The sequence below is a fragment of the Streptomyces sp. NPDC005955 genome (assembly GCF_042871255.1).
Classification (GTDB): domain Bacteria; phylum Actinomycetota; class Actinomycetes; order Streptomycetales; family Streptomycetaceae; genus Streptomyces.
The window spans coordinates 226,365-253,143 of the sequence record NZ_JBIAIF010000001.1 but is presented as its reverse complement, the minus strand read 5'-3'; the positions used below and the strand labels follow the sequence as shown (position 1 = coordinate 253,143).

The 26,779-nt window shown below is 72.9% G+C and carries 26 protein-coding genes; 18 read left to right on the top strand and 8 right to left on the bottom strand.

What is annotated here, in order from left to right:
• Window positions 1-137 precede the first annotated feature (137 nt).
• The 5 genes from ACFYOU_RS01055 (at window position 138) to ACFYOU_RS01035 (ending at window position 5,933) form a co-directional block, all read left to right on the top strand.
• Window positions 138-1,775: an ABC transporter substrate-binding protein gene (locus ACFYOU_RS01055; protein ID WP_391302491.1), complete on the top strand. Its 1,638-nt coding sequence runs from the start codon at window positions 138-140 to the stop codon at window positions 1,773-1,775.
• 90 nt (window positions 1,776-1,865) lie between these two features.
• A complete protein-coding gene (locus ACFYOU_RS01050) occupies window positions 1,866-2,789 on the top strand; it encodes an ABC transporter permease (RefSeq protein ID WP_389765120.1) in 924 nt (307 codons plus the stop codon).
• Window positions 2,782-3,759: an ABC transporter permease subunit gene (locus ACFYOU_RS01045; RefSeq protein ID WP_391302489.1), complete on the top strand. Its 978-nt coding sequence runs from the start codon at window positions 2,782-2,784 to the stop codon at window positions 3,757-3,759. Before ACFYOU_RS01050 ends, ACFYOU_RS01045 begins: the two co-directional genes overlap by 8 nt.
• Before the next feature lie 13 nt (window positions 3,760-3,772).
• Window positions 3,773-4,747 carry an ABC transporter ATP-binding protein gene (locus tag ACFYOU_RS01040; protein ID WP_389765124.1) on the top strand — a complete coding sequence of 325 codons (975 nt, stop codon included), beginning with the start codon at window positions 3,773-3,775 and terminating at the stop codon, window positions 4,745-4,747.
• On the top strand, window positions 4,740-5,933 hold the full coding sequence (locus ACFYOU_RS01035) for a dipeptide ABC transporter ATP-binding protein (protein WP_391302486.1): 1,194 nt from the start codon (window positions 4,740-4,742) through the stop codon (window positions 5,931-5,933). The genes ACFYOU_RS01040 and ACFYOU_RS01035 overlap by 8 nt, the downstream gene beginning before the upstream one ends.
• A 126-nt stretch (window positions 5,934-6,059) precedes the next feature.
• On the opposite strand, the gene ACFYOU_RS01030 is transcribed toward ACFYOU_RS01035, so the two are convergent.
• Window positions 6,060-8,207 carry a prolyl oligopeptidase family serine peptidase gene (locus ACFYOU_RS01030; protein WP_391302484.1) on the bottom strand — a complete coding sequence of 716 codons (2,148 nt, stop codon included), beginning with the start codon at window positions 8,205-8,207 and terminating at the stop codon, window positions 6,060-6,062.
• Window positions 8,208-8,365: 158 nt separating this feature from the next.
• On the opposite strand from ACFYOU_RS01030, the gene ACFYOU_RS01025 reads away from it, so the two are divergent.
• From ACFYOU_RS01025 to ACFYOU_RS01010, 4 genes are all read left to right on the top strand, one after another.
• Window positions 8,366-8,560, top strand: a complete 195-nt coding sequence (locus ACFYOU_RS01025; protein ID WP_385494622.1) for a hypothetical protein — start codon at window positions 8,366-8,368, stop codon at window positions 8,558-8,560.
• Between the two features lie 230 nt (window positions 8,561-8,790).
• Window positions 8,791-9,789 carry an N-acetyl-1-D-myo-inositol-2-amino-2-deoxy-alpha-D-glucopyranoside deacetylase gene (gene mshB, locus ACFYOU_RS01020; protein ID WP_391302482.1) on the top strand — a complete coding sequence of 333 codons (999 nt, stop codon included), beginning with the start codon at window positions 8,791-8,793 and terminating at the stop codon, window positions 9,787-9,789.
• A complete protein-coding gene (locus ACFYOU_RS01015; RefSeq protein ID WP_391302480.1) occupies window positions 9,786-10,208 on the top strand; it encodes a DUF6113 family protein in 423 nt (140 codons plus the stop codon). Before mshB ends, ACFYOU_RS01015 begins: the two co-directional genes overlap by 4 nt.
• Window positions 10,209-10,387: 179 nt before the next feature.
• On the top strand, window positions 10,388-12,328 hold the full coding sequence (locus ACFYOU_RS01010; RefSeq protein WP_391302478.1) for a hypothetical protein: 1,941 nt from the start codon (window positions 10,388-10,390) through the stop codon (window positions 12,326-12,328).
• A gap of 370 nt (window positions 12,329-12,698) precedes the next feature.
• On the opposite strand, the gene ACFYOU_RS01005 is transcribed toward ACFYOU_RS01010, so the two are convergent.
• Both ACFYOU_RS01005 and ACFYOU_RS01000 read right to left on the bottom strand, forming a co-directional pair.
• Entirely contained in the window at window positions 12,699-13,532 is an 834-nt protein-coding gene (locus ACFYOU_RS01005) for a tetratricopeptide repeat protein (RefSeq protein ID WP_391302476.1), read from the bottom strand.
• An 18-nt stretch (window positions 13,533-13,550) separates the two neighbouring features.
• Window positions 13,551-14,576 carry a GNAT family N-acetyltransferase gene (locus ACFYOU_RS01000; RefSeq protein WP_391303756.1) on the bottom strand — a complete coding sequence of 342 codons (1,026 nt, stop codon included), beginning with the start codon at window positions 14,574-14,576 and terminating at the stop codon, window positions 13,551-13,553.
• A gap of 141 nt (window positions 14,577-14,717) precedes the next feature.
• Here ACFYOU_RS01000 and fdxA point away from each other — a divergent pair, with 141 nt between their 5' ends.
• Window positions 14,718-15,038: a ferredoxin gene (gene fdxA, locus ACFYOU_RS00995; protein ID WP_019058397.1), complete on the top strand. Its 321-nt coding sequence runs from the start codon at window positions 14,718-14,720 to the stop codon at window positions 15,036-15,038.
• Window positions 15,039-15,208: 170 nt separating this feature from the next.
• Window positions 15,209-16,312, top strand: coding sequence for a bifunctional succinyldiaminopimelate transaminase/glutamate-prephenate aminotransferase (locus ACFYOU_RS00990; protein WP_391302474.1), 1,104 nt, complete (start codon window positions 15,209-15,211; stop codon window positions 16,310-16,312).
• A 95-nt stretch (window positions 16,313-16,407) separates the two neighbouring features.
• Here ACFYOU_RS00990 and ACFYOU_RS00985 read toward each other — a convergent pair whose 3' ends face one another.
• Together ACFYOU_RS00985 and ACFYOU_RS00980 are read right to left on the bottom strand one after the other, a co-directional pair.
• Window positions 16,408-16,803 carry an ATP-binding protein gene (locus ACFYOU_RS00985; protein WP_389765137.1) on the bottom strand — a complete coding sequence of 132 codons (396 nt, stop codon included), beginning with the start codon at window positions 16,801-16,803 and terminating at the stop codon, window positions 16,408-16,410.
• Between the two features lie 309 nt (window positions 16,804-17,112).
• The gene (locus tag ACFYOU_RS00980) at window positions 17,113-18,084 is read right to left on the bottom strand and encodes a heavy metal transporter (protein WP_391303755.1); all 972 of its coding nucleotides are present in this window, start codon (window positions 18,082-18,084) and stop codon (window positions 17,113-17,115) included.
• Window positions 18,085-18,275: 191 nt separating this feature from the next.
• Between ACFYOU_RS00980 and dapE the strand changes: the two genes are divergently transcribed.
• Complete coding sequence (gene dapE / locus ACFYOU_RS00975) at window positions 18,276-19,421, top strand: succinyl-diaminopimelate desuccinylase (RefSeq protein ID WP_391302472.1); 1,146 nt, start codon at window positions 18,276-18,278, stop codon at window positions 19,419-19,421.
• A 107-nt stretch (window positions 19,422-19,528) separates the two neighbouring features.
• Entirely contained in the window at window positions 19,529-20,278 is a 750-nt protein-coding gene (locus ACFYOU_RS00970; protein WP_387010645.1) for a TIGR00730 family Rossman fold protein, read from the top strand.
• 69 nt (window positions 20,279-20,347) lie between these two features.
• On the opposite strand, the gene folP is transcribed toward ACFYOU_RS00970, so the two are convergent.
• Complete coding sequence (folP, locus tag ACFYOU_RS00965; RefSeq protein ID WP_391302470.1) at window positions 20,348-21,208, bottom strand: dihydropteroate synthase; 861 nt, start codon at window positions 21,206-21,208, stop codon at window positions 20,348-20,350.
• 159 nt (window positions 21,209-21,367) lie between these two features.
• Between folP and ACFYOU_RS00960 the strand changes: the two genes are divergently transcribed.
• A complete protein-coding gene (locus ACFYOU_RS00960) occupies window positions 21,368-21,790 on the top strand; it encodes a DivIVA domain-containing protein (RefSeq protein WP_391302468.1) in 423 nt (140 codons plus the stop codon).
• Window positions 21,787-22,428 carry a DNA-3-methyladenine glycosylase I gene (locus ACFYOU_RS00955; protein WP_391302466.1) on the top strand — a complete coding sequence of 214 codons (642 nt, stop codon included), beginning with the start codon at window positions 21,787-21,789 and terminating at the stop codon, window positions 22,426-22,428. The genes ACFYOU_RS00960 and ACFYOU_RS00955 overlap by 4 nt, the downstream gene beginning before the upstream one ends.
• Before the next feature lie 32 nt (window positions 22,429-22,460).
• On the opposite strand, the gene ACFYOU_RS00950 is transcribed toward ACFYOU_RS00955, so the two are convergent.
• Window positions 22,461-23,264 carry an enoyl-CoA hydratase-related protein gene (locus ACFYOU_RS00950; protein WP_391302464.1) on the bottom strand — a complete coding sequence of 268 codons (804 nt, stop codon included), beginning with the start codon at window positions 23,262-23,264 and terminating at the stop codon, window positions 22,461-22,463.
• A 352-nt stretch (window positions 23,265-23,616) separates the two neighbouring features.
• Here ACFYOU_RS00950 and ACFYOU_RS00945 point away from each other — a divergent pair, with 352 nt between their 5' ends.
• Complete coding sequence (locus tag ACFYOU_RS00945) at window positions 23,617-23,784, top strand: DUF3117 domain-containing protein (RefSeq protein WP_003966491.1); 168 nt, start codon at window positions 23,617-23,619, stop codon at window positions 23,782-23,784.
• A gap of 188 nt (window positions 23,785-23,972) precedes the next feature.
• Here the strand turns inward: ACFYOU_RS00945 and ACFYOU_RS00940 are convergent, their stop codons facing one another.
• Window positions 23,973-24,629, bottom strand: coding sequence for an O-methyltransferase (locus ACFYOU_RS00940; protein WP_385494645.1), 657 nt, complete (start codon window positions 24,627-24,629; stop codon window positions 23,973-23,975).
• A gap of 206 nt (window positions 24,630-24,835) precedes the next feature.
• On the opposite strand from ACFYOU_RS00940, the gene sigE reads away from it, so the two are divergent.
• Both sigE and ACFYOU_RS00930 read left to right on the top strand, forming a co-directional pair.
• Entirely contained in the window at window positions 24,836-25,603 is a 768-nt protein-coding gene (gene sigE / locus ACFYOU_RS00935; protein ID WP_385494609.1) for an RNA polymerase sigma factor SigE, read from the top strand.
• Entirely contained in the window at window positions 25,600-26,631 is a 1,032-nt protein-coding gene (locus ACFYOU_RS00930) for a zf-HC2 domain-containing protein (protein ID WP_391302462.1), read from the top strand. The genes sigE and ACFYOU_RS00930 overlap by 4 nt, the downstream gene beginning before the upstream one ends.
• Window positions 26,632-26,779 lie beyond the last annotated feature (148 nt).

The following is a 26,779-nucleotide window of genomic DNA, read 5'->3' as shown; positions in this document are numbered from 1 at the left end:
CCAGCGGACGCCGGTGAGCAGAGCCGAGCCGTCCCACCCGGTAGGTACACCCACCCGGGTGGCTGAATATGCGGAATGTCAGGAGTGAGGTGATATTTGGGCCTAAGTGAAGAGCGAACCTGATGAGGAGGCACTCCATGCGTGGAGTCAGGCGCGCCCCATGGGTCGCGGCGGCGACCGCCGTCGTCCTGGGGGTGACGGCGACGGCCTGCGGGGGCGGCGGCGACAGCGGTGGCGGCGGCGGTGGCTCCGGGGTCGTGAGTTCCTCCTGGGGGGACCCGCAGAACCCGCTGGAGCCCGCCAACACCAACGAGGTGCAGGGCGGCAAGGTCCTCGACATGATCTTCCGCGGCCTCAAGCGCTACAACGCCGATACGGGTGCCGCCGAGGACATGCTCGCCGAGAAGATCGACACCTCCGACTCGCAGAACTTCACCATCACCGTCAAGGACGGCTGGAAGTTCAGCAACGGCGAGGACGTCACGTCCCAGTCCTTCGTGGACGCCTGGAACTACGGCGCGAGCCTGAAGAACAACCAGAAGAACGCCTACTTCTTCGGGTACATCGAGGGCTACGACAAGGTCCACCCGGACTCCGGCGAGCAGAGCGCCGACACCCTCTCGGGGCTGAAGGTCGTCGACCCCAAGACGTTCACGGTGAAGCTGAACCAGAAGTTCTCCACGTTCCCCGACACCCTCGGGTACGCCGCCTTCGCCCCCCTGCCCCGGGCGTTCTTCGACGACCACGCCGCCTGGCTCAGCAAGCCCGTCGGCAACGGCCCGTACGCCATCGAGTCCTACACCAACGGTTCGCAGATGTCCCTGCGGGCCTGGGCCGACTACCCGGGCTCCGACAAGGCGAAGAACGGCGGCATCGACCTCAAGGTCTACACCGACAACAACACCGCGTACACCGACCTGATCGCGGGGAACCTCGACCTGGTGGACGACATCCCGGCAGCCCAGTTGGGCAACGTCGGCGCCGACCTCGGCGACCGGTACATCAACACCCCGGCCGGGATCATCCAGACCCTGGCGTTCCCCTTCTACGACCCGGCGTGGTCCGACTCGAAGGTCCTGAAGGTCCGGCAGGGCCTGTCCCGGGCCATCGACCGGAAGCAGATCACCGAAACGATCTTCCACAAGACCCGTACCCCCGCCACCGACTGGACCTCCCCCGTGCTCGGCGAGGACGGCGGCTTCCAGGACGGGCTCTGCGGCGACTCCTGCGACTACGACCCGGCGGCGGCCAAGAAGCTCGTCGACGAGGGCGGCGGCCTCCCCGGCGGACAGGTGAAGATCTCCTACAACTCCGACACCGGCTCCCACAAGGAGTGGGTGGACGCCGTGTGCAACTCCATCAACAACGCACTCGGCAACGACACGGCCTGCGTCGGCAACCCGATCGGGACCTTCGCCGACTTCCGCAACCAGATCACCGACCGGAAGATGTCCGGACCCTTCCGGGCCGGCTGGCAGATGGACTACCCGCTCATCCAGAACTTCCTCCAGCCGCTGTACTACACCAACGCCTCCTCCAACGACGGCAAGTGGTCCAACAAGGACTTCGACAAGCTCGTCGACCAGGCCAACGCCGAAACCGACCAGGCCAAGGCCGTCGGCCTGTTCCAACAGGCCGAAGAGGTCGTCCGGGACAACATGGCCGCCATCCCGCTCTGGTACCAGAACGGCAGCGCCGGCTACTCCCAGCAGATCTCCCAGGTGAAGCTGAACCAGTTCAGCGTGCCCGTCTACAACGAGATCGAGGTCAGCTGACGCCGGCGCCCGGCCACCGGTCCCGGCGCCGCCCGCCCCGCGCGGCGCGCCGGGACCCCACCCCGGACACCACGACCCCTGGAGCCGTTCATGGGACGTTATGTGATCCGGCGTCTGCTGCAGATGATCCCCGTCTTCATCGGCGCCACCCTGCTGATCTTCCTGATGGTCAACGTGATGGGCGACCCCATCGCCGGCCTGTGCGGACAGCGCGCCTGCGATGCGGCGACCGCCGCCCAGCTCAAGAAGGAGTTCGGCCTCGACAAGCCCGTGGTGCAGCAGTACCTCACCTACATGGGCAACGTCTTCACCGGCGACTTCGGCACCGCCTTCAACGGACAGCCCGTCACCGACCTCATGGCGTCGGCCTTCCCGGTGACCATCCGGCTGACGATCGTCGCGATCCTCTTCGAGATCGTCATCGGCATCACCCTCGGGGTGCTCACCGGGCTCCAGCGGGGCCGCCCCTTCGACACCGGGATCCTGGTGCTCACCCTGATCGTGATCTCCGTCCCCACCTTCGTCACGGGCCTGCTGCTCCAACTGCTCCTCGGGGTCGAGTGGGGCTGGATCCGCCCCTCGGTCTCCCCCGAGGCACCCTTCGACGAGCTGATCGTCCCTGGCCTGGTCCTCGCCTCGGTGTCCCTCGCGTACGTCACCCGACTGACCCGGACCACCATCGCGGAGAACCGCCGCGCCGACTACGTCCGCACCGCCGTCGCCAAGGGACTGCCCCGGCACCGGGTGGTCACCCGACACCTGCTGCGCAACTCGCTCATCCCGGTGGTCACCTTCATCGGCACCGACATCGGGGCCCTCATGGGCGGCGCCATCGTCACCGAGCGCATCTTCAACATCCACGGCGTGGGCTACCAGCTCTACCAGGGCATCCTCCGCCAGAGCACCCAGACCGTCGTCGGCTTCGTGACCGTCCTCGTCCTCGTCTTCCTGGTGGCCAACCTGGTCGTGGACCTGCTCTACGCCGTACTCGACCCGAGGATCCGCTATGCCTGAGCAACTGCCCGACGACGGCGCGATCGCCTCGACCGGCGCGGGCGGGGCGATGGACCTCGCCACCGCGGAGGGCGAGACGCTGGAGCGCACCCCGGGCGGGCCCCTCGGCACCGGACCCGCCGCCAAACCCCGCTCCCTGTGGTCCGACGCCTGGCACGACCTCCGGCGCAACCCGGTCTTCCTGCTCTCCGCACTGTTCATCCTCTTCCTCGTCTTCATCTCCCTGTGGCCCGGCGCCATCGCCTCCGGCAACCCCCTCAACTGCAATCTGGCCGACGCGCAGAAGGGCTCCTCGCCCGGCCACCCCTTCGGCTTCAACGGCCAGGGCTGCGACGTCTACACCCGGACCGTCTACGGCGCCCGCACCTCCGTCACCGTCGGCGTCTGCGCCACCCTCGGCGTCGCCCTGCTCGGCTCCACCCTCGGCGGCCTCGCCGGCTTCTTCGGCGGCACACCCGACGCCCTGCTGTCCCGGCTCACCGACGTGTTCTTCGCGATCCCCGTCGTCCTCGGCGGTCTGGTGCTGCTGTCCGTCGTCACCAGCAACACCGTCTGGCCCGTCATCGGCTTCATGATCCTGCTGGGCTGGCCGCAGATCTCCCGGATCGCCCGCGGCTCGGTCATCACCGCCAAACAGAACGACTACGTCCAGGCCGCCCGCGCCCTCGGCGCCTCCAACACCCGCATGCTGCTGCGCCACATCGCCCCCAACGCCATCGCCCCGGTCATCGTCGTCGCGACCATCGCGCTGGGCACGTACATCGCCCTGGAGGCCACGCTGTCCTACCTCGGCGTCGGACTGAAACCGCCCACCGTCTCCTGGGGCATCGACATCTCCTCCGCCTCCCCCTACGTCCGCAACGCCCCGCACGCACTGCTGTGGCCCTCCGGGGCGCTGGCCGTCACCGTGCTCGCGTTCATCACCCTCGGCGACGCGGTCCGCGACGCCCTCGACCCCAAGCTGCGCTGAGGAGGCCGCCGCGATGCTGCTCGACGTACGCGATCTGCGGGTGGAGTTCCGGACCAGGGACGGAGTCGCCCGCGCCGTCAACGGCGTCAGCTACACCGTCGACGCGGGTGAGACGCTGGCCGTGCTGGGCGAGTCCGGTTCCGGGAAGTCGGTGACCGCCCAGGCGATCATGGGCATCCTCGACACCCCGCCCGGGCGGATCACCGGCGGCGAGGTCCTGTTCCGGGGGCAGGACCTGCTGAAGCTCAAGGAAGACGCCCGGCGGAAGATCCGCGGCGCCGACATGGCCATGATCTTCCAGGACGCGCTGTCCTCGCTGAACCCGGTTCTGACGGTGGGCGACCAGCTCGGCGAGATGTACCGCGTGCACCGGGGACTCTCCCGCAAGGCCGCCCGAGCCCGGGCCGTGGAACTGATGGACCGGGTCCGCATCCCGGCCGCCGCGGAACGCGTGACCCAGTACCCGCACCAGTTCTCGGGCGGCATGCGTCAGCGGATCATGATCGCGATGGCGTTGGCCCTGGAGCCGGACCTGATCATCGCGGACGAGCCGACGACGGCGCTGGACGTGACGGTGCAGGCCCAGGTGATGGAGCTGCTGGCCGACCTCCAGCGCGAGTTCAACATGGGTCTGATCCTGATCACGCACGACCTGGGCGTGGTCGCGGACGTCGCCGACAAGATCGCGGTGATGTACGCGGGCCGGATCGTCGAGACCGCCCCCGTCCACGACATCTACAAGGCCCCCGCCCACCCCTACACCAAGGGACTGCTCGAATCGATCCCGCGCCTGGACCAGAAGGGCCGGGAGCTCTTCGCCATCAAGGGCTTGCCCCCGAACCTCGCGCACATCCCGTCCGGTTGCGCCTTCCATCCGCGCTGTCCGATGGCCCAGGACGTGTGCCGCACCGACGTGCCACCGCTGGCCGAGGTGTCCGACGAGCGCCGTAGTGCCTGCCACTTCTGGAGGGAGACGCTCCATGGCTGACGCCCCGGTCCCCGCCCCCTCCACCCCGTCCGACCCGTCCGACCCGTCCGACGAGGAGCGCGTCGACGCGTTGGAGACGCCCGTGGCCCGGGGGGAGCCGATCCTGGAAGTGCGCGGACTGTTCAAGCACTTCCCGCTGACCCAGGGCATCCTGTTCAAGAAGCAGGTCGGCGCGGTGAAGGCCGTGGACGGGGTCGACTTCGACCTGTACCAGGGCGAGACGCTGGGCATCGTGGGCGAGTCCGGCTGCGGCAAGTCCACGGTCGCCAAGACCCTCGTCCACCTGGAACGCCCCACGGCCGGGGTGATCAAGTACAAGGGTCAGGACATCACCAAGCTGTCCGGGCGGGCGTTGAAGGCGGTGCGGCGGAACATCCAGATGGTGTTCCAGGACCCGTACACCTCGTTGAACCCGCGGATGACGGTGGGCGACATCATCGGGGAGCCGTTCGACATCCACCCCGAGGTGGCGCCGAAGGGCGACCGTCGGCGTCGGGTGCAGGACCTGCTGGACGTGGTGGGTCTCAACCCGGAGTACATCAACCGGTACCCGCACCAGTTCTCCGGCGGTCAGCGCCAGCGCATCGGCATCGCCCGCGGCCTCGCCCTCAACCCCGAGATCATCATCGCCGACGAGCCCGTCTCGGCGCTGGACGTCTCGGTGCAGGCACAGGTCATCAACCTGATGGAGAAGCTCCAGAACGAGTTCAACCTGTCCTACATCTTCATCGCGCACGACCTGTCGATCGTCCGGCACATCTCCGACCGCGTCGGCGTGATGTACCTCGGCAAGATCGTCGAGCTGGGCACCGGCACCGAGATCTACGAACACCCCACCCACCCGTACACGCAGGCGCTGCTGTCCGCCGTGCCCGTCCCCGACCCGGAGGCCCGCGAGCACCGCGAACGCGTGATCCTCACCGGGGACGTGCCCTCGCCGGCCAACCCGCCCTCCGGCTGCCGCTTCCGCACCCGTTGCTGGAAGGCCCAGGAGAGGTGCGCACTGGAGGTGCCGTTGCTGGCGGTGCCCGCCGAGTTCCGGTACGTCGAGGGGCCCGCCGCGCACGCCTCCGCCTGCCACTTCGCCGAGGAGAAACAGGTGGTCCCCCCGGAAACCCCCGCGCCCCCCGAACCCCCGGAGCCACCTGCGCCCCCCGAGCCCCCGGGGCCGACGGAGGGTCGTTAACACCTCGGCAACCCACCCGCCACGATCCCGATATACGTGCGCGGCACGCTCGTGGACGTACGGCCGTGCGGGTGCCGTAGGCCGGCCGGAGGCACACCGCGTAGCCCCGGCCGGCCACCCGACGGGTCAGCGCCCACCCAGCCCGAGGGCCCGCCGCAGGAAGTCGACCTGAAGCAGCAGCAGGTTCTCGGCCACCTCCTCCTGCGCCGCCAGGTGCGTCACCCCGGTCAGCGGCAACACCTCGTGCGGACGCCCCGCGGCGAGCAGCGCCGAGGACAGCCGCAGGGTGTGCCCCACCACCACGTTGTCGTCCGCGAATCCGTGCACGAGCATCAACGGCCGGTGCGGCTCCGCGGCACCGGACAGCCCGTCGTCGGTGACGAGGGAGTTGGCCCCGTACGCTTCCGGGCTCTTCGCGGGATCACCGAGGTAGCGTTCGGTGTAGTGCGTGTCGTACAGCCGCCAGTCCGTGACGGGCGCCCCCGCCACCGCCGCGTGGAACACGTCGGGCCGCCGCAGCACCGCGAGCGCGGCCAGGTACCCGCCGAACGACCACCCCCGGATTGCCACCCGGGACAGGTCCAGCGGGAACCGCTCGGCGAGCCCGTGCAGTGCGTCGATCTGGTCGTCGAGCGTCACCGTCAGGTCCTGGTGGACCGCCTTCTCCCACGCGGGGGAGCGGCCGGGCGTGCCGCGGCCGTCCGCGACGACCACCGCGAACCCCTGGTCGGCGAACCACTGCGAGGTCAGGTACGCGTTGTGCGCCGCCTGGACCCTTTGACCGTGTGGTCCGCCGTACGGATCGAGGAGGACCGGCAGTAGACCCTGGTGGGGAGAAGGATCGGTCGGGAGCAGGACGGCGCACGGCACGCGCCGCGTGCCCCCCTCCGTGAGCGTCACGCGCGGGGCGAGAACCGGACGTTCCGCGTACGACGCCACCTCGGCCACGGGAGCACCGTCCCGCAACACCCGCACCCGGGCGCCCGGCGCGTCCGGTACCGCCGACACCAGCACGGTCACCGGCCCCGACCGCACCGCCCGGTGCACCCCGACCTCCTGCGAGATCCGCTCGTTGCCCCACTCGTTGACGCGGTAGACGTGCACCTCGCCGGTCTCCGGGGCGGCGGCCTCGGCCCCGGCCGAAGCCGCGACCAGGACGTCGTCGTCCGAGACGTCCAGGATCGCTCGCACATGCAACTGCGGACCGGTGAGCGGCCTGTCGCCCACCGCGAGCACCCGGGCGCCGCCCTCGTCGACGAGGCGCACCAACTGTCCGTCCGGTGACCAGCAGGGCGCTCCGGGGAAGAGTTCCAGCCAAGGTTCGCCGTCCTCCGCGTGCACCATCCGCGTGCTGCCGTTGTCCGGATCGAGTGCCAGGTACGCCTGCGACTGCTGGTCGCGCGTCTGGACCAGCAGCAGGGGGGCTCCGGCGGCCGACCAGTGCACCCGGGCCAGGTACGGGTGGCGCTCCCGGTCCCACACCACCTCCACCCGGGACCCGTCCAGGCCCACGACCCACAGCCCCACCTCGGCGTTGGGCGTCCCGGCGCGGGGGTAGGGGACCCGCTGCGGGGCCCCTTCGGGATGCGCCGGGTCGGAGATCCACCACCGGTGCACCGGTGCGTCGTCGGCCCGCGCCACCAGCAGCCGGTCCGATGCGGGCGCCCACCAGAAGCCCCGTGAGCGCCCCATCTCCTCGGCGGCGATGAACTCCGCGAGCCCGTACGTCACGGTGTCCGTCTCGGGCCCCACCAAGGTGCTCCCGTTCGCCGTTCCGTCGCCCGGGTCCGCGCCGTCGGCACGTGTCACTCGCAGCGCGCCGGCCGACACGTAGGCCACGTACCGGCCGTCCGGCGAGGGGCGCGGGTCCAGTACGGGGCCGGGCACGGGGAGTTCGCGTACCGTGCCGGCCCGGAGTTCCCCCACGAACAGTCGTCCGGAGAGGGTGAAAGCCGCCAACTCCACGGCGGCGTCCGTCGCGTAGTCCACGATGCCCGCGCTGGACTCCCGGCTGCGTTCGCGGCGGGCCCGTTCCGCCTCGGACAGGTGCTCCCGGGCCCCCGAGAGCACGGTGGCCGGGTCGGCGACCACTCGTTCGGTGCCTTCCGGAAGGTCGAGCACCCAGAGTGCATTCGCCCGATCAGTACCGTTTCGCGACCGCAGAAAAATGACGCGTTCCCCGTCTGGAGCCACGGTGAACGTCCTTGGTGCACCAAGGGAGAAGCGCTGAGTGCGGGCATACTGACGGGGGAAGGACAGGGGCTCGGAAGTCATCCTCCGAGCGTAGGACGCATGCGCCCCCCTGTGCTGCCGTGAGCCGACCTTGTGCGATCCATGCGATCACGCGGATAGTTATGATCCGTGACGCAAGGTGGGTATCAACCCGCTGTCAGACGTTCGAACCGTGACGGTCATTTGGGAGGTGAACCGCCGTGGCACTCTCGATTTCGGCGGTGGTGCTGCTGGCGATCATCGTCTTCATCCTGATCAAGAAATCGGGACTGAAGGGCGGTCACGCCGTCGTGTGCATGCTGCTCGGCTTCTATCTCGCCAGTTCTTCGATCGCCCCGACGATCACCGAGGTCACCTCGAACGTCGCGGGCATGATCGGCGACATCGACTTCTGACCCCGACCCGTGGTGATGCGCCCCCCGAGGGGCGCCCGGTGCCGTGCGCGCGGGCCTGGAGGCACGCGCGCCGGGGAGTACGCGGTGGTGCGCGACCCGCGCGCCGCCGCCGTGGGGCGGGACGGGCAGGGCGGCCCGTCACCGTCGCGACCCGCATAAGGATCGCGACAAGATCCCCTAACCCTTCGGTTCTTCCGCCGACGGGCGCCCCGTCCTCGTAGGCTGTCCACATGATGGAACTGCCCGCCCGGCGCCTGCTGCTCGTGCACGCGCACCCCGACGACGAGTCGATCACCAACGGGGCGACCATGGCCAAGTACGCGGCCGAAGGCGCCCGCGTGACCCTGGTCACCTGCACCCTCGGCGAGGAGGGCGAGGTCATCCCGCCCGACCTGGCCCGGCTCACCGCTGACCGCGAGGACGCCCTGGGCGCCCATCGCGTGCGGGAGCTGGCGACCGCCATGAAGGCGTTGGGCGTTCACGATCACCGGTTCCTCGGCGGCCCCGGCCGGTACCGCGACTCGGGCATGACGGGCCTCCCACAGAACCGTCGCGAAGGCTCCTTCTGGAGCGCCGACCTGGACGAGGCCGCCGCCCACCTGGTGGACGTCATCCGCGAGGTCCGCCCCCAGGTCCTGGTCACCTACGACCCGAACGGCGGCTACGGCCACCCCGACCACATCAAGGCCCACCGCGTCGCCGTCCGCGCGGCCGACCTCGCGGCGGAGCGCGCGTACCGCCGCGACCTCGGCGAGCCGCACACCATCGACAAGATCTACTGGAACCGGGTCCCCAGGTCCGTGGTCGAGGACGGCTTCGCCCGGCTCGACGAGGCCCTGCCGGACCTGCCGTTCCCGCGCGCCGCCTCCGTCGGCGACGTGCCCGGCGTGGTCGCCGACGACCGGGTCACCACCGTCGTCGACGGCAGTGCGCACGCCGAGGAGAAGGCTGCCGCGATGCGCGCCCACGTCACCCAGGTCGAGGTCGCCGGACCCTGGTTCGCCCTCTCCAACCAACTGGCCCAGCCGCTGTTCGCCGTCGAGTACTACGAACTCGCCCGCGGCACCGCGGTCGGCACCCCGGAGACCGACCTGTTCGCCGGAGTGGCGGACGCCTCCGCACCCGGCGCCTCCGCACCCGGCGCCTCCGCACCCGGCGCCGGTGACACGATCGGCGCGCCCCGCTCCGTCCCGGCGTCCTCCGCCGACGAAGGGGCGGCGGCCCGATGAGCGCCCCCGCACCCGACCCCGGACCCGGCGGCTTCCTGCTCCAGGGGCCGCCGCCCGCGGGCCGGATCGCCGCCTACGGCCTGCTGTTCGTCCTCGGCCTGGTGATCGGCGTGGCCGGCTCGCTGCTCCAAGGGGGCTGGTTCCCCGGCGGGTTGCTGCTCTCCCTCGCCGGGACGGGCGGACTGTTCCTCGGCGGCGCGTTCGCCACCCGGACCCGGGCCGGAGCGGTGGCGCCCGCCGCGGGCTGGCTGGTCGCCGTCATCCTGCTCACCTCCAGCCGCCCGGAGGGGGACTTCCTGTTCGCGACGGGCTTCGGCTCGTACGCGTACCTGCTCGGCGGGATCGCCGTCGCTGTGATGTGTGCCACCCTCGGCCGGGTGGTGCAACCGGGCGCGGATCCCGCCCGACTTGGCAAGTGACGTACCACTTCGCCGGAGCACGGCGGGGCTGGTTCGGCAGGGTTCTCCCCACGGCCGCAGTCCGCTTGCCGGCGGCGGCCAGTATGGTGGTGCGCGCCGCCGAACTACCCCAGCCTGCGACGGGGGAAACCCCCTAGCGAGGTCGAGTCGGGCGGTGGAGCCAACCGGGAGAACCTGCCTTGAGTCGTGAAACTGACAGTTCGTCCTCCGGGCCGCACGGGCGCGGAGGAGCCGCATACCCGTCGGGGACACCGGCGTACGGCACCCCCGCGGGTGCCGCCCCGGGTGTCGGGCCGGACGAGCGCCAGAGTGCCGACGCCTCCGCAGAGGACCGCAAGACGGAGACGACCCTGACCACCCGGGTCCGCATCAACATCCCCGGGTCGCGCCCGATCCCACCGGTCGTCATGCGCACCCCGGTCGCCGAGTCCGATGCGGGGCCCGGCCGGGACGCCGACACCGGGGCCACCCACCCGCCGGCGGTGCCCGGCCAGGCCGCGGCCCCGGCCGGCCCAGCCGCGCAGGCTCCCCGGCCGCCCGGCCAGGGGGCCGACGGCGATCCGGAGAAGCCGAGCGCGTGGTTCGCGCCCCGCAAGTCGGGCCCCGCGCGCGGCGGCCCGTCGGGCACGCCCGCCAACGGCACCCCGATGCACCCCGGTTCGCCGGCCGCCCCGGCCCCGGCGGACCACGGCCACGGCCACGGTCAGGTTCCCGGCGGCGGCACCCTCGGGGGGCTACCCGTCGGCGGCCCGCAGGACACCCACGGCGACCTCCCGTACTTCACCCCCGGCGTCCCCCAGGGGCCCGAGGCGACCGGTGAGATGCCGCGGGTCGGGGCGCCGCGGATGAGCGACGACACCGCCGTCCTCACGCCGCAGCAGCACGCCCCGGCGCCCCCGGGCGGCCCCCTGGCACCCGGGGGGCCCATCGGCGCCGTGCCCGCCGGACCCGGCGACAACGTCTCGGGACACACCCTCACCAGCGGCATCCCCGTGGTGCAGCCCGCGGTGAACCACCCCGTCCCGGGGGGCGAGGTCCCCGGTGCCGGGCCCGTCGCGCAGCCGCCCGCACCCGCTCCGGTGGTCCCGCCGCCCGCCGCCGACAAGCCGGCCGGGCCGACCGCACCGGCCGGGCCGTCGGGGTCGGCCGCGTCGAGCAAGCCGGCCAAGAAGAAGGGCCGCAGCAAGCTCGTCCTGCTCGCGGTGCTCGTCGTGCTGGCCGGCTCGGGAACCTACGGCGCCGGACTGCTGCTCAACCACTCGGACGTCCCCAAGGGCACCACCGTGCTGGGCGTCGACATCGGCGGCGGCACCCGCGACGAGGCCGTGAAGAAGCTGGACGCCGCGCTCGGCAAGCGGATCACCCAGCCGCTCCAGCTCTCCGTCGACGGCAAGACGGTGCCGCTGCGGCCCGACCAGGCCGGTCTGACCTTCGACACCGATGCCACCGTGGCGTCCGCCGCGGGCAGCGACTACCACCCGGTCTCCGTGGTCACCTCCCTGTTCGGCGAGGAGCGCGTCGTCTCCCCGTCGATGCCGGTCGACACCGAGAAGCTCCAGGTCCAGTTGGAACGGGCGGTCGGCGGCGGCAGCGGCGCGGGCGACGGCGGGATCCGCTTCGAGGGCGGCAAGGCCGTCGCCTCCTACGGCAAGCCCGGCAAGGGCGTCGACGTGAAGGGCTCTCTCCTGGCCATCGAGGAGGCGTTCCGGGTCCAGGTCGAGACGGGCAAGTCCGCGCCCGTCAAGCTCGCCGCCACCGACCGCGAGCCGTCGATCAGCAAGGCCGAGGTGGACCGGATGATGAAGGAGTTCGCCGAGCCCGCGATGTCCGGTCTCGTCACCATCACCGCCGGCCCGAACGCCTCGATCCCCTTCGGCCCGGACAAGTCGTTGCCGCAGATCATCGGGGTGAAGGCGGTGAACGGCAAGCTCGTGGACACCTACGACCTGGCGGCGCTCCAGAGCCTGTACGGCAGCACCTTCGACGGGGTCCTGGTCACCCGGGGCACCGGCGAGAAGACCGCGGTGACCCCGCAGGACGTCGCCTCGGCCCTCAAGCAGGCCCTCAAGGGCAAGACCCAGGCCGAACGCACCGTGGCCATCCCCCTGGACGCGTCCTGACGCCTGCACGGCCCTCCGGGGCCGTGACGGCACCCTGACGTCCACGGTGCCCTGCGGGGTGCGGGTGGTGCCTCCCGGGCGTGCGCTGTCCCGTGCGGGTGCGTGGGGGTTGCCCGCGCAGTTCCCCGCGCCCCCTTCGGTACGTCCACCTGCGGGTGCGCTGTTCCCTGCGGGGTGTGGGTGGTGCCTCCCGGGGGTGCGTTGTCCCGTGCGGGTGCGTGGGGGTTGCCCGCGCAGTTCCCCGCGCCCCTGTCGGGGCGCTCCCCACGCAGGGGTCCCGTCAGGGGCGCGGGGAACTGCGCAAAACCACAGCGCACCGCACCGGACCACGCACCCGCAGGGGACAGCACCCTGACGGCCCCGACGGCGGTCAGTTGAGCCGGGAGCGCGCGGCCCGGGCCCGCGCCCGCACCTCTTCGGCCGCCCGTTCGTCCACCGCCCCCACCACCTCGGCGTACGCGTCGAACTCCGCGGCCCCGCCGAGGAAGTCGCCCCGCTGCACCAGCAGCTGGCCCCGCTCGTACCGCAGCCGCGCCGGGTGCGAGGGCAGGGCCAAGGCCAACTCCACGGCCCACAGCGCCACGTCGGAGCGCTCCGGGCGGGCCGTCGCCCACGCCCGGACGTTGTTCAGGACGCGCACCACGATCTCCAACGGATCGGCGGGCCCCAGCACGGCCGGATCGAGCGGCGCCCCGGTGGCCCGGACCGCCAGGGCGTCCGCGTCACCCTCCGACAGCACCCGCCCACCGTCGAACGGATCAGCGAGCACCTGCTCGCCCGGCGGGCCGAACCCCACCACGAAGTGCCCCGGCAGCGCGACCCCGTAGACCGGCGCACCGGCCCGCCGGGCCACCTCCAACCACACCACCGACAACAGGATCGGCAGCCCCCGGCGCCGCTCCAGCACCGCGTGCAACAGGGACGACTCCAACTTCCGGTAGTCCGGGGGAGTGCCCCGGAACCCGTACCGCTCCCCGAGCAGTTCCGCGACCGCACCGGCCCACTGACGGGGACCCCCGGGCCGGTACGGGAGCTCGCCGGCCAACCGGTCCAGCTCCGTCTGCGCCGCGTCGAGCCCGGCCTCCCCGCCCGCCGCGAACGCCGGATCGGCCGCGGCGCCCACCAACAGGCACAGCACCGCCAGGTCGGGGCGCTCCGCCCGCGCCTCTTCGGCGAACCTCCGTCGCCACCAGGTGTCCCGCACGTGCCCGTCCGCCCCGTCTCAGCCGCGCCCGGGCGCCCGGTAGTGGTGGTAGGCGTGATGGGTGGTGAAGCCCGCCCGCCCGTACATCGCGAGGGCGGGGTCGTTGTCCGCCTCGACCTGGAGCCAGGCGGCCGACGCGCCCTGAGCGAGCGCCTGCCCGGCCAGTGCGGCCATCACCGCCGTACCGAGCCCCCCGCGCCGGGCCTCGGGCGCCACCTCGACGGCCATGAACCCCGCCCACCGGCCGTCCACCACGCACCGGCCGATCGCCAGCGGCGGCGCGCCCGGCTCCCCGTCGACCGAGGCGAACCACACCGTGGTCCCGGGGGCCCCGGCCGCGAGGACCCGGCGCACCTCGGGCCCGGGCTCCCGGGACCGCTGGTAGCGGCGCAGCCAGTCGGCGTCGAAGTCCCGCTCCACCCGGACGACCGCGGGGGGCTCAGACACCCGCTCCGGGGTGGCCAACGGGGTCAACGGGGCGATCCGCACCTCGGCGGACACCTCCCGCGTCCAGCCCCGTGCCTCCAGCTCCGCGCACAGCTCCTCCTGGGTCCCCCGCGCCCCGGTGGCCGTCTGGAGGTACGCGGGCAACTCCCGCTCCTCGTACCACGTCCGCACCAGGGCCAGGGCCTCGTCCAGCGGCACGCCCGGATCGCCCAGCGGCAGCACCGAGTTGGCCCGCCGGGTGAACCCCGCGGCGGCCCGCAGCTCCCAGTCGCCCAGCCGTTCGTGCTCCACCGGCTGCCAGGCGCGGGCGGTGACCCGGGCCAGCTCCGGGTAGTCCGCCGCCGGGCCCCGACGGCGGGCCGGCGCGGCCGGCACGACCTTGCCCGCGACCAACGTCGCGGCGTCGATCCGCACCGCCTCGCCGGTGCGCCTGGTCACCACCAGGACGCCCTCGTCCCAGGATGTGAGAAGCCCGACCGTGTCGGTGAACGCCGCGCTGTCCCCGGGCGAGCGGTGGACCCGCCGAACGGAGACGCGTTTGCCCACGTCAGCCGGGGTAATTCGGATCTCAAGCAAACCTCGCGCGCCGAATTCCACGGTTCTGTCCACCCCTCCTGTTCGGATCATGCCCCAGAACGGAGATACTAGGTGCGGGCATCGACGACGCCGCGCTCCCGCGCGCCAGGCGGCGGAGCCTACTTCAGGCCCGCCAGCGCCCTATCGAGGAGGAACGACAGCGTGACATACGTCATCGCGCAGCCTTGTGTCGACGTCAAGGACAAGGCGTGCATCGAGGAATGCCCGGTCGACTGCATCTACGAGGGCTCGCGGTCCTTGTACATCCACCCGGACGAATGCGTTGACTGCGGTGCCTGTGAGCCGGTCTGCCCGGTCGAGGCGATCTTCTACGAGGACGACACCCCGGAGGAGTGGAAGGACTACTACAAGGCGAACGTCGAGTTCTTCGACGAGTTGGGTTCCCCCGGCGGTGCCAGCAAGCTCGGCCTGATCGAGCGCGACCACCCCTTCGTCGCCGCGCTCCCGCCGCAGAACCAGTAGGCGGCCCCGGCTCGTGCGCCACCCGGCCCCGTACGGTCGTCGCCGTACGGGGCTGAGGCGTCCACGGGCCCGTGGGTTCCGTGACACCCGCTCGTGACCCGCGGACGTACCGCCCGGGGCCCGGGCCGCTCGCACCGCACCGCCCGCACCGCAGAAAGCGAACTGATCCCGTGTCCGCGACCGAAGCGCCCGCCGACCGCCTCCCCACCTTCCCGTGGGACAAGCTGGAGCCCTACAAGGCCACGGCGGCGGCCCATCCGGACGGCATCGTCGACCTCTCCGTCGGCACCCCCGTGGACCCCGTCCCGGAGCTGATCCAGAAGGCACTGGTCGCGGCGGCCGACTCACCGGGCTACCCGACCGTCTGGGGCACCCCGCAGCTGCGGGACGCGCTCACCCACTGGTGCGAGCGGCGGCTCGGCGCACGGGGCATGACCCACCGGGGCGTCCTGCCGGTCGTCGGCTCCAAGGAACTCGTCGCCTGGCTGCCCACCCAGCTCGGCCTGGGCCCCGGCGACCGGATCGCCCACCCGCGGCTCGCGTACCCCACCTACGAGGTCGGCGCCCGGCTGGCCCGCGCCGAAGCCGTCACCTACGACGATCCGCGTGACCTCGACCCCACCGACCTCAAGCTGCTCTGGCTGAACTCCCCGTCCAACCCGACGGGCCGGGTGCTGTCCCGCGGCGAGTTGGCCGACATCGTCGCCTGGGCCCGTGCATATGGGGTGCTGGTGTTCTCCGACGAGTGCTACATCGAACTCGGCTGGGAGTCCGAGCCGGTCTCGGTGCTCCACCCCGACGTGTGCGGCGACTCCCATCAGGGCCTGGTCGCCGTCCACTCCCTGTCGAAGCGCTCCAACCTGGCCGGCTACCGGGCCGCGTTCATCGCCGGTGACGAGGCCGTGCTCGGCCCGCTGCTCCAGCTCCGCAAGCACGGCGGCATGATGACCTCGGCGCCCACCCAGGCCGCGGCCGTCGCGGCCCTCTCGGACGACGCGCACGTCACCGAGCAGCGCGCCCGCTACCGTGCCCGGCGGACCGCGCTGAGGACCGCCCTGGAAGCGCACGGCTTCCGCATCGACCACAGCGAGGCGAGCCTGTACCTGTGGGCCACCCGCGGCGAACCCTGCTGGGACACGGTCGCCCACCTGGCCTCCCTGGGCATCCTGGCGGCCCCCGGCGACTTCTACGGGGAGGCCGGCGCCCAGCACGTGCGGATCGCCCTGACGGCGACCGACGAGCGGGTCGCGGCGGCCGTCGCCCGACTGGCCTGACCCGCCGCGCCCGGGGCCCGCGCGGCACCACGGAACCGGACACGGGAAGGGGCCCGGGAAGCCGCATGCGCTTCCCGGGCCCCGCGCCGTGAACGTCAGCCGAGGGGCAGGCCGCCGGGCAGCCCGCCCTTGCCGGCGGCCCCGGTCACCCCACCGAGCACGCCACCCGCACCGCTGACGCTCCCGGCCGCCTTCTGCGCGGCGGGGGCGGCCTTCTTGGCGCCCTTGCCCACGGTCTTGCCGGCCTGGGGCACCGCCTTCTTGACGACCTTGGCCCCGGTGTTCCCGGCGACCCCGGTCGCATTGGTCGTCGCGCCGTCCACGGTGTTGCCGACGTTCGCGCCGTCCAGGGCGGTGAGCGCGCCCACCGGCGCGTTCATCGGGAGGTCCACGGCGGCGCTCGCGGAGCCGGCCGCACCCACCACGGGCACCGCTCCCGCCGCCACGAGCAGTACGGCGCGGGCGATCCGACGGGTCAGGGGGAGGGACATGATGCTCCTTCAGACGAGGTTCAGCGAAGTCCGGTGGACCCGGCGGGCCCCTCGGACGCCGTGACTACCGAACGGACGCCCCCGGAGGTTGCGGCACCCCGAGGTAAAGACTGGGCAACGCATCGCATAATCCGTTGGACGCAAAAACGGGCAAAGGTCACCCGCGCCGATGTGCCTCGATCGGCTCGGAGCCCGCGGCCCCCAAGGGATCCGGACCGTTCGCGGGCGGTCCGCGCACCGCGCCCGCCCCGCTGCCCCGGGCTCCGGTACGGCCGGGCGGGAATCCCCCGCCCGGGTGACCCCCGGCCGCTACTGTCCGGTGACGATTCGGACCCGTTCGGCGGCGGTGTCCACCCCGCTGCCGCTGGGCCCCCGGGTGACCGGCCACTGCCCCGGCGCGGTGCCCGGGGTCCACCGCAGGCCCGCGTACGTCACTTCCTCGATGCCGAGCGCCGCCGAGTTGGCGACCGCCCAGTGCGCCAGCTCCCAGCCGCGCTGCCGGTCCCCCGGCTCACCGCCCGGCCCCCGGGGCACCGGCAGCAGCACCTCGCGCCCACCCGGTGCGGGTGCCGGTGCCGGTGCGGCGGGCGCGGTACCGCCGTCCTCGCCGTCCGGAGTGCGGGACACCTCGGCGCCCGCCGGCGTCAGCACCTCCTGGCCGAAGTCCCGCACCAGCGCGGCCCGTACGCCCGCCGCCGAGCCCGCCGCCCGTACCCCGCCGTCCTCGCAGGTCAGCGTGGCCTCCGACCGACCCGTGAGGGCCGCCGCCAACAAGGTGGCGTCCGGCTCGTGCTTGGCGTACGCCTGCGGATAGCCACTGCGCTGCACCCGCTGCGCGGCGACCGTCAGCGGCAGCCGTGAGTACCCGGTGACCTGCTCCAGGTGCTCGTAGAACTCCGCCGACGAGTACACCGGGTCGCCGATCTGCTCCGCGGTGCCCCAGCCCTGGGACGGCCGCTGCTGGAACAGGCCGATCGAGTCCCGGTCGCCGTGGTCGATGTTGCGCAGCCCCGATTCCTGGAGCGCGGTGGCCAGGGCGATCGTCACCGCCCGCTCCGGCATCCCGCGCGCGGTGCCGACGGCCGCGACGGTCGCCGCGTTGACGGCCTGCTCGGACGAGAACCGGTACGCGGCGCCGTCGCCGTTGCCCGACACCACGGTGCACAGCGCACCGCCCCGGGCGCCGTTCAGCTGGTGCACCACGACGTAGCCGGACACGGCGAGCAGCACGGCCAGGGCGATCCCGCGTCTGCCCGCGCGGTGCACAGGGCGGCGCCGCACGCGGCGACGGCGCCCGGCGGCAGCGGCGGACTCGGCGGCGGCAGCGGTATCGGACACGCGGCCCACGGTACTGGAGGGAGTGCCGGTGCCCCAGGGGACGGGGCGCCCCGGATCCGCCTCCCGACCGGTGCCCCCGGCGCCGGGAACGGGGACGCGGAGGTGGGGGAAAGGAGGGAGTTAGGGTCGGGGCCATGGACCGCACCACGCCCGCCGCCCCCGTACCGTCGACCGCCGCCGCGCACCCCGGCCCGGGCCCCGGGGAGCACGCCGCCCTGGACCTCGACCAGGACGCCGCGCTGCTCACCGCGCAGCTCGTCGACTTCCCCTCCGAGAGCGGTACCGAGAAGCCGCTGGCGGACGCCGTGGAGCAGGCCCTGCGCGCGCTGGGACACCTGACGGTCCACCGGTACGGGAACAACGTGATCGCCCGCACCGAACTGGGGCGCGCCGAGCGGGTGGTGCTCGCCGGGCACATCGACACCGTGCCCATCGCGGACAACGTGCCCTCCCGGCTCGACGCGGACGGCGTGCTGTGGGGCTGCGGCACCTGTGACATGAAGTCGGGCGTCGCCGTACAGCTGCGGATCGCCCGGACGGTCCCCGAACCCAACCGCGACCTCACCTTCGTCTTCTACGACAACGAAGAGGTCGCCGCCGAGCTGAACGGCCTGCGGCACGTCGCCGAGGCGCACCCCGAGTGGCTGGAGGCCGACTTCGCCGTGCTCCTGGAGCCCTCCGACCAGCAGGTCGAGGGCGGCTGCCAGGGCACCTTGCGGGTGCTGCTGCGCACCCACGGGGAACGCGCCCACTCCGCGCGCTCGTGGCTGGGCTCCAACGCCATCCACGCCGCCGCCCCGATCCTCGCCCGGCTCGCCGCCTACCAACCGCGCTACCCGGTCATCGACGGGCTGGAGTACCGCGAGGGCCTCAACGCCGTGCGCATCGAGGGCGGGGTCGCCGGGAACGTCATCCCGGACGTGTGCACGGTCACCGTGAACTTCCGGTACGCCCCCGACCGCAGCGAGGAGGAGGCGTTGGCCCACGTGCGGGAGGTCTTCGCCGACTGCGGGGTGGACGAGTTCGTGGTCGACGACCACAGCGGGGCCGCGATGCCCGGGCTGTCCCACCCGGCGGCCCGCGCCTTCATCGAGGCGGTGGGCGGCACCCCGCGGCCCAAGTTCGGCTGGACGGACGTGTCCCGGTTCAGTGCGCTGGGCGTGCCCGCCGTGAACTACGGGCCGGGCAATCCGCAGCTTGCGCACAAGCGGGACGAGCGGGTGCACACCGGGCAGATCCTCGGCGCGGAGGAGCGGTTGCGCCACTGGCTCACCTCCTGACCCGGGCGTGGGGCGGTGTCAGCACCCCGGACATCCTGAATTACGCCGTTCGTCATCCCCGTGGATCTAGGCTGAAGGGGCAACACCGTCAGTGGAAGGGGAGTTCTATGGGCGTTCCGGACGCACAGGGTCCGCCGGAGGAGCAGGTCGTCGGCCCGGTGGTGCGACGGCGGGGGCAGATCCAACCCGGCACCACCGACCAGCGGCTGCTGGACACCGAGGAGGACTCCGGATGGGTGCACACCGACCCCTGGCGGGTCATGCGCATCCAGTCGGAGTTCGTGGAAGGCTTCGGGGCGCTCGCTGAACTCCCCAGCGCCATCAGCGTCTTCGGTTCGGCCCGCACCCGACCCGGGACCCCCGAGTACGAGTCCGGGGTGGAGATCGGCAAGGCCCTGGTGGACGCCGGGTTCGCGGTGATCACCGGGGGCGGCCCGGGCGCGATGGAGGCGGCGAACAAGGGCGCGCGCGAGGCCCGCGGCATCTCCGTCGGCCTCGGCATCGAGCTGCCCTTCGAGCAGGGCCTCAACCCGCACGTCGACATCGGGGTGAACTTCCGCTACTTCTTCGTCCGCAAGACGATGTTCGTGAAGTACGCGCAGGGCTTCGTCGTCCTGCCCGGTGGGTTCGGCACCCTGGACGAACTCTTCGAGGCGCTGACCCTCGTCCAGACCCGCAAGGTCACCCGCTTCCCGATCGTGCTGTTCGGCTCCGCGTACTGGAACGGGCTGGTGGACTGGCTCCGCGACACGGTGATCGCCAGCGGCAAGGCCGCCGACAAGGACCTGACGCTCTTCCACGTGACCGACAGCGTCGAGGAGGCGGTGCAACTGGTCACCAAGGAGGTGGCCCGCTAGCCGCGCGCCGGGGTCCGGTGCGCGCGGTGCGTCCACCGGGCCCGTGGGCGTCCGTCGGGCCCGCGGGCGTCAGGCGAGTCCGCGCCGGGCGACCGCCGGCGGACGGTGACCCGCGATCGACGCCACCATGTCGAGCACCTGCCGGGTCTCGGCCACCTCGTGCACCCGGTACACCTGGGCCCCGAGCCACGCGGACACCGCGGTCGTCGCCAGGGTCCCGACGAGCCGCTCCTTCACCGGGCGGTCCAGCGTCTCCCCGACGAAGTCCTTGTTGGACAGGGACACCAGCACCGGCCACCCCGTGGCGACCATCTCATCGAGCCGCCGGGTCGCCTCCAACGAGTGGCGGGTGTTCTTCCCGAAGTCGTGCCCCGGATCGATGAGCACCGACTCCCTGGGCACCCCGAGGGCCACTGCCCGCTCCGCGAGCCCCACCGTCACGTCGAGGACGTCGGCCATCACGTCCGCGTACTCCACCCGGTGCGGCCGGGTGCGGGGCTCGGCGCCGCCCGCGTGGGTGCACACCAGACCCGCGCCGTACCGGGCGGCGACCTCCGCGAGCCGCGGATCGACCCCGCCCCACGCGTCGTTCAGCAGGTCCGCGCCCACCTCGCATACGGCCTCGCCGACCTCGTGCCGCCAGGTGTCCACACTGATGACCACCTCGGGGAACCGCCGTCGCACCTCGGCGACGAAGCCGACCGTGCGCCGGGCCTCCTCCTCGGCGGTGACCTCGGCGCCGGGGCCCGCCTTCACCCCGCCGACGTCGATGATGGCGGCCCCCTCGGCGACCGCCTGCTCCACCCGCGCGAGCGCGGGTTCGTCCCGGAACGTCGTACCCCCGTCGTAGAAGGAGTCCGGGGTGCGGTTGACGATCGCCATGACCACCGGTTCGTGCGCCCCGAACTCGCGCCTGCCCAGCCTGAGCATCCCCTGTGTCCCTCCGACGAACGTGCGGTCCCGCGGTACCGGGCGGTACTGATCGGTCGCCTGCGACCTTAACCGTCGGCGCCGCATGGCACGATCGGGCCTGACACTTTTCGTGCCGGCCCCCGCCCGGGCCGGCCACCGGACCTGGGGACCGTCGAGATGGTCATGTTCTTGTTCCTGCTGCTCGCGCTCGTGGTCGTGGTCGGCGCGGTGACGCTCGCCGTGGTGGGCGGTGGCGAGAGCGGACCGCTGCCCGCGGCGCCGCCCGAGCAGTACAGCGAGCCGCTCCCCCCGGACCGCCCGGTGGGCCGCTCCGACGTGGAGGCGCTGCGCTTCCCGCTGGCGCTGCGCGGCTACCGGATGGTGGAGGTGGACGAGGCGCTCGGCCGTCTCGGCGCCGAACTGTCCGAGCGGGACGCCCGCATCGAAGAGCTGGAGTCCGCCCTCGCCGGTGCCCGCGCCCACCGCTTCGACGCTCCCGGGGCTCCCGACGCTCCCGGTGCCCCCGGGGCGACGGCCGGACCGGTGCCGGCCCGTACCGAGGAGCCCGGCCCCGACGCGCCCCCCGAGGACCACGCATGACCCGCGCGGACGGGGCCGTGGACGCGAACGCCGTGCCCGTCCCGCCGACCGACGCGGTGCCCGGACCGGACGGACGCCTGCGCTGCCCCTGGGGCCTGTCCGCCGACGACTACCGCGCCTACCACGACGAGGAGTGGGGCCGCCCGGTCCACGGCGACGACGCGCTGTTCGAGCGGCTGTCCCTGGAGGCGTTCCAGTCGGGCCTGTCGTGGATCACGATCCTGCGCCGCCGCGAGGGCTTCCGCCGGGCCTTCGCCGGCTTCGAGATCGCCGCGGTCGCCGCCTTCACGGACCACGACGTCGAACGGCTGCTGGACGACCCGGGGATCATCCGCAACCGCGCCAAGGTGACGGCGACGCTCGCCAACGCCCGCGTCCTGGCCGACTGGCCCGCGGGTGAACTCGACGCGCTGATCTGGTCCCACGCCCCCGATCCCGCCACCCGCCCGGCGCCCAGGACCCTCGCCGACGTCCCGGCCGTCACCGAGGGGTCCACCGCACTGGCGAAGTCCCTCAAGTCCCGTGGGCTGCGCTTCGTCGGACCCACCACCGCCTACGCCCTCATGCAGGCGTGCGGCCTGGTCAACGACCACCTGGACGCCTGCTGGGCCCGGACGCCCGCCGCCTCCGGCCGCTGACGGGAGGGGGCTTCCCGCGGCCCGCCGGGCGGTCAGCGGCCGAGGAACCGCGGTCGGGTCTTGTGGACGAAGGCGTCCACGGCGATCCGGTGGTCCCGGGACGCCCCGGCCCGCCGCTGGAGCCGGTCCTCCTGCTCCAGGGTCGCGGGGAGGTCGTGCGCCTGGGCGAAGGCCAGCGACTCCTTGAGCGCCGCGTAGGCGAGGGTGGGCCCCTGTGCCAGCTCCCGGGCCACCCGCCGGGCCTCGGCGGCCAGCTCGCCGGCCGGCACCACCCGGCTGGCGATGCCCAGCTCGTACGCCTCGGCCGCCTCGATCGACCGGGGGAGGAACAGCAGGTCGGCGGCGCGCCCGGGGCCCACCACCCGGGGCAGCGTCCAGGAGATCCCGGAGTCCGCGGACAGCGCGACCCCGGCGAACGCCGTGGTGAACGAGGCGGTGTCGGCGACCACCCGCACGTCCGCCGCCAGGGCGAAGCCGAAGCCGGCGCCCGCGGCGACGCCGTTCACCCCGGCCACCACGGGCTTCGCCATCCCGGTCAGGGCCCGCACGATCGGGTTGTAGTGGTCGCGGACGGTGCCCATGACCTCTCCGGCGTCCGGGCCGGCGTCCGCCGCGAGCGTCGCGACGTGCTCCTTGAGGTCCTGCCCCACGCAGAACGCCCGCTCGCCGGCCCCGGTCAGCAGCACCGCACGCACCGCGGCGTCGGCCGCGGCCTCCTCGACGGCGTCCCGCAGCGCCTCCTTGGTCACGGTGTCCAGGGCGTTCATCGCCCCCGGACGGTTCAGCGTGATCGTCGCGAGGGCGTCGCTCACCTCGTAGAGCACGGTGTCGGCCATGGCGGGGTCCTCTCCGGGCGGGGGTATCCCGGTGCGCACGGGCACCTCGGGACCGCCGGGGAACGCGGTCCGAGCCCAGCATGACGGAGGCCGCCGCGCATCCGCATGTGACCTGCATCAAACAATTCCGGGTCCCCCCAACCCCTCGGGAACCCGGAGTACCACGGCCAGGTCGGCGAATTGAGTGGTTTTGCGGGAGCACGTTGCCCAAGCGATGCAGACCGATGTTGGTCATCAGGTCCCGGCATGCGGGATAATGACCGGGAAGCAATGTGTTCGACGCCGGACGCTGGCCCTGTGAAAGGGAGCGTCGTCGGCTGACGATGAGCTGGTTTCAGGAAGGGGAACGAGCATGGCGGCCATGAAGCCGCGGACGGGCGACGGCCCGCTCGAGGTGACCAAGGAGGGGCGGGGCATCGTCATGCGCGTTCCGCTCGAAGGCGGCGGTCGGCTCGTCGTAGAGCTGACCCCGGATGAGGCCGACGCGCTCGGCGATGCCCTCAAGAAGGTCGTCGGCTGACGGCGGGCCCCGACCTTCTGCGTTCTCCCAGCTGCCCCGGCATCGTACGCGGTGTCGGGGCAGCTGCATGGGCGGAGTGCGCACGTCCCGCGCGTGCCCTGCACCACGCCCGCGGGCGGGCGGGCCGGTCGAGCGCCGGCGCCCGGGGCGCCGAGGGGCGCCCGCCGGGTACCGGGCTCCGGCGGTGGCTACCGCTTCACCGCGCACAGCAACCCGTCGCCGACGGGCAGCAGCGAGGGCACCAGCTCGGCGTTCTCCCGCACCCCGCGCACCAGCTCGCGCAGTTTCAGCACCTCCATCGGCTGCGGCCCCGAGTCCACGGTCCGCCCGTCCGCGAAGACGCCCTCGAAACAGACCAGACCGCCCGGCCTCAGGAGCCGCAACGATTCAGCGAGATAGTCGACGCACTCCAGGCGGTCCCCGTCACAGAAAACGAGGTCGTATCCGCTGTCCGCGAGCCGCGGCAGCACGTCCAGCGCCCGCCCCGGAATGAACCGCGCCCTATTCGTGGCGAAACCCGCGAGTCGGAACGCCTGCTTGGCGAACTGCTGGCGCTCCGGCTCCGGATCGACGGTCGTGAGTACCCCGTCCGGTCGCATGCCGTGCAGAAGATGTATTCCGGAAACCCCGGTGCCGGTGCCGATCTCGGCGACCGCCTTGGCGCCCGCCGTCGCGGCGAGCATCCGCAGTGCGGCGCCGGTCGCGGGCGACACCGGGCGCAGCGCGGCCTCACGGGCCCGGTCCCGGGCCCAGTGCAGCGCCTCCTCCTCGGCGACAAAGGCGTCAGCGAACGCCAAGCCCGTCTGCCGGTTGCCGGTAATGACCCTCTCCTGTCCCCCTGGGATGTCTGGCCGTGACTGTATCCGCTGGCGCCGGGAACCCGCAGATGGGACCGGGCGTTATAGGAGGGTGGGGAACGAGGTGCGACGGGAATCACGGACAACGGGGGCGGCGAATGGACGGGAGCGGGCGGCAAGTCCTGACGCATGACCAGAACCACGTACCAAATTCACGTAAAATTGCTTATCCGGAGCTAACGGGCGGGGTGGCTATGGTAGGGGCTCCACTGGACACCACCAGAGCCGACAGGGGAGGTGCGGCTGCGCCCGCGGATAGGGGAGGAGTGCTGCGGCGCCTTCTCCGCTCGGTGGGTGAGCCGAAATCCGTGACCAACACCGCTGACCGCGTTGCCCACTCCGCTCCGACAGCGACCTTCACCGCCGACGCGGACGCGCAGACGTGGACTCCGCCCACCTGGGAGGAGATCGTCAGCACCCACAGCGGCCGGGTCTACCGTCTCGCCTACCGACTCACGGGCAACCAGCACGACGCCGAGGACCTCACCCAGGAGGTCTTCGTCCGCGTCTTCCGCTCCCTGTCCACGTACTCGCCCGGCACCTTCGAGGGCTGGCTCCACCGCATCACCACCAATCTCTTCCTGGACATGGTGCGGCGCCGGCAGCGCATCCGCTTCGACTCCCTCGGGGACGACGCCGCGGAACGCCTGCCCAGCCGCGAGCCCTCACCCCAGCAGGTGTTCAACGACACCCACTTCGACGCCGACGTCCAGCAGGCGCTGGACACCCTCGCGCCGGAGTTCCGGGCCGCCGTGGTCCTCTGTGACATCGAGGGCCTGTCGTACGAGGAGATCGCCGCCACCCTGGGCGTCAAGCTCGGTACGGTCCGCAGCCGGATCCACCGGGGTCGCTCCCAGCTGCGCAAGGCCCTCCACCACCGGTCGCCGCACGCCCGCGCCGAACGTCGCGCGCCCGTGGTCGCCGGTGCCCCCGCGCTGGGAGGAGGAGGCGCGCCCGCGTGAGTGGATCCCGTCCGACACCTGTCGAGCAGCACCTCGGGGACCGGCTCGCCTCCTTCGTCGACGGCGAGTTGAGCCATGACGCACGCGATCGCGTGCTCGCCCACCTCGCGACCTGCCCCCGGTGCAAGGCCGAGGCGGATGCCCAGCGCCGCCTGAAGACGGCCTTCGCCCAGGCGGCGCCCCCGCCCCTGTCCGAGAGCTTCCTCGCCCGGCTCCAGGGCCTGCCCGGCGGTGGCCTGCCCGGCGGCCCGAGCGGCCCCGGCGGTCCCGGCAGCGGACTGCCGGTCTTCGAGTCCGGCGGCGACCCCTTCGCCTTCGCCCCGACGCTCACCCCCACCTCCCCCGGCGACCCCCTCGGCCATCCGGCGCCCTCCGGCGCCGGTGCCCCGGGCGCCTCCGGTTCGGGGTTCCGCATCCACCCTGTGGGCCGGCCGGACACCGAGCGGTCCGCCGCCCGCGGCCGCCGCCGCTTCGCCTTCGCCGCGGCCGGAGCCGTCTCCCTCGCCGCGATCGCCCTCGGCGGGGTCACCACGATCACCGCCCCTGTCGACGGCGGTGACGCCCGCGGCCCCAGCAGCAACAACGTCACCCCCCTGCGCACCCAGGGCAACGCCGTTCCGGCCGGGGACGCCCCACGCCGTCGCTCCGCCACGCCCATGCTGGGCCAGCGCACCGGCGGGGCGCTCGCCGGCCCCGTGGCCCCCGCCCCCGCGGCGGCACCGCTGCTCCCCGGGGCGCCCCGGTCGCACCTGCGGCCGATGGAGGCCGTGCAGGCGCTGGCGGCACCCCTGCTCGCCGGAGCCTCGGTGACCTCCGGGCTGCTGCACCCGGTGCCCCCCGTCACGGGGCCGCTCACGGACCCGCGTCCGCTGGCGCCCCTGGCACCGTTGGTGCGTGCGGGCGAGGGCGCAACCCGAGCGTTCGGCGATCCGGTCTCCGACGGCCACCGGTCCCCCCGGACCGACGCCCCGGCTCCTTCGCCGCACCCCGCGCCCGCCCACGCCCAGGCACCGGAGGCCACCCGCTGACGTCCGCTCTCCGGTCCAGGTCCGAGGGGCGTCCCGAGGGGCCGCGGCCCTTCAGGACCGCCCCCCGGACCTGATTGAATTCCCGGGGACGTGCTCCGCAGGGACGGGCCGTCCAGTCGATGGTTCACGAGCGGTGACGACCGCGCAG

What these genes read in the sequence shown, in the direction of transcription:
- ACFYOU_RS01055 (WP_391302491.1), top strand. Translation starts at nt 138, where the DNA reads ATGCGTGGAGTCAGGCGCGCCCCATGGGTCGCGGCGGCGACCGCCGTC.
- ACFYOU_RS01050 (WP_389765120.1), top strand. Translation starts at nt 1,866, where the DNA reads ATGGGACGTTATGTGATCCGGCGTCTGCTGCAGATGATCCCCGTCTTC.
- ACFYOU_RS01045 (WP_391302489.1), top strand. Translation starts at nt 2,782, where the DNA reads ATGCCTGAGCAACTGCCCGACGACGGCGCGATCGCCTCGACCGGCGCG.
- ACFYOU_RS01040 (WP_389765124.1), top strand. Translation starts at nt 3,773, where the DNA reads ATGCTGCTCGACGTACGCGATCTGCGGGTGGAGTTCCGGACCAGGGAC.
- ACFYOU_RS01035 (WP_391302486.1), top strand. Translation starts at nt 4,740, where the DNA reads ATGGCTGACGCCCCGGTCCCCGCCCCCTCCACCCCGTCCGACCCGTCC.
- ACFYOU_RS01030 (WP_391302484.1), bottom strand. Translation starts at nt 8,207, where the DNA reads ATGACTTCCGAGCCCCTGTCCTTCCCCCGTCAGTATGCCCGCACTCAG.
- mshB (WP_391302482.1), top strand. Translation starts at nt 8,791, where the DNA reads ATGATGGAACTGCCCGCCCGGCGCCTGCTGCTCGTGCACGCGCACCCC.
- ACFYOU_RS01015 (WP_391302480.1), top strand. Translation starts at nt 9,786, where the DNA reads ATGAGCGCCCCCGCACCCGACCCCGGACCCGGCGGCTTCCTGCTCCAG.
- ACFYOU_RS00985 (WP_389765137.1), bottom strand. Translation starts at nt 16,803, where the DNA reads ATGTCCCTCCCCCTGACCCGTCGGATCGCCCGCGCCGTACTGCTCGTG.
- dapE (WP_391302472.1), top strand. Translation starts at nt 18,276, where the DNA reads ATGGACCGCACCACGCCCGCCGCCCCCGTACCGTCGACCGCCGCCGCG.
- ACFYOU_RS00970 (WP_387010645.1), top strand. Translation starts at nt 19,529, where the DNA reads ATGGGCGTTCCGGACGCACAGGGTCCGCCGGAGGAGCAGGTCGTCGGC.
- folP (WP_391302470.1), bottom strand. Translation starts at nt 21,208, where the DNA reads ATGCTCAGGCTGGGCAGGCGCGAGTTCGGGGCGCACGAACCGGTGGTC.
- ACFYOU_RS00960 (WP_391302468.1), top strand. Translation starts at nt 21,368, where the DNA reads ATGGTCATGTTCTTGTTCCTGCTGCTCGCGCTCGTGGTCGTGGTCGGC.
- ACFYOU_RS00955 (WP_391302466.1), top strand. Translation starts at nt 21,787, where the DNA reads ATGACCCGCGCGGACGGGGCCGTGGACGCGAACGCCGTGCCCGTCCCG.
- ACFYOU_RS00950 (WP_391302464.1), bottom strand. Translation starts at nt 23,264, where the DNA reads ATGGCCGACACCGTGCTCTACGAGGTGAGCGACGCCCTCGCGACGATC.
- ACFYOU_RS00945 (WP_003966491.1), top strand. Translation starts at nt 23,617, where the DNA reads ATGGCGGCCATGAAGCCGCGGACGGGCGACGGCCCGCTCGAGGTGACC.
- sigE (WP_385494609.1), top strand. Translation starts at nt 24,836, where the DNA reads ATGGTAGGGGCTCCACTGGACACCACCAGAGCCGACAGGGGAGGTGCG.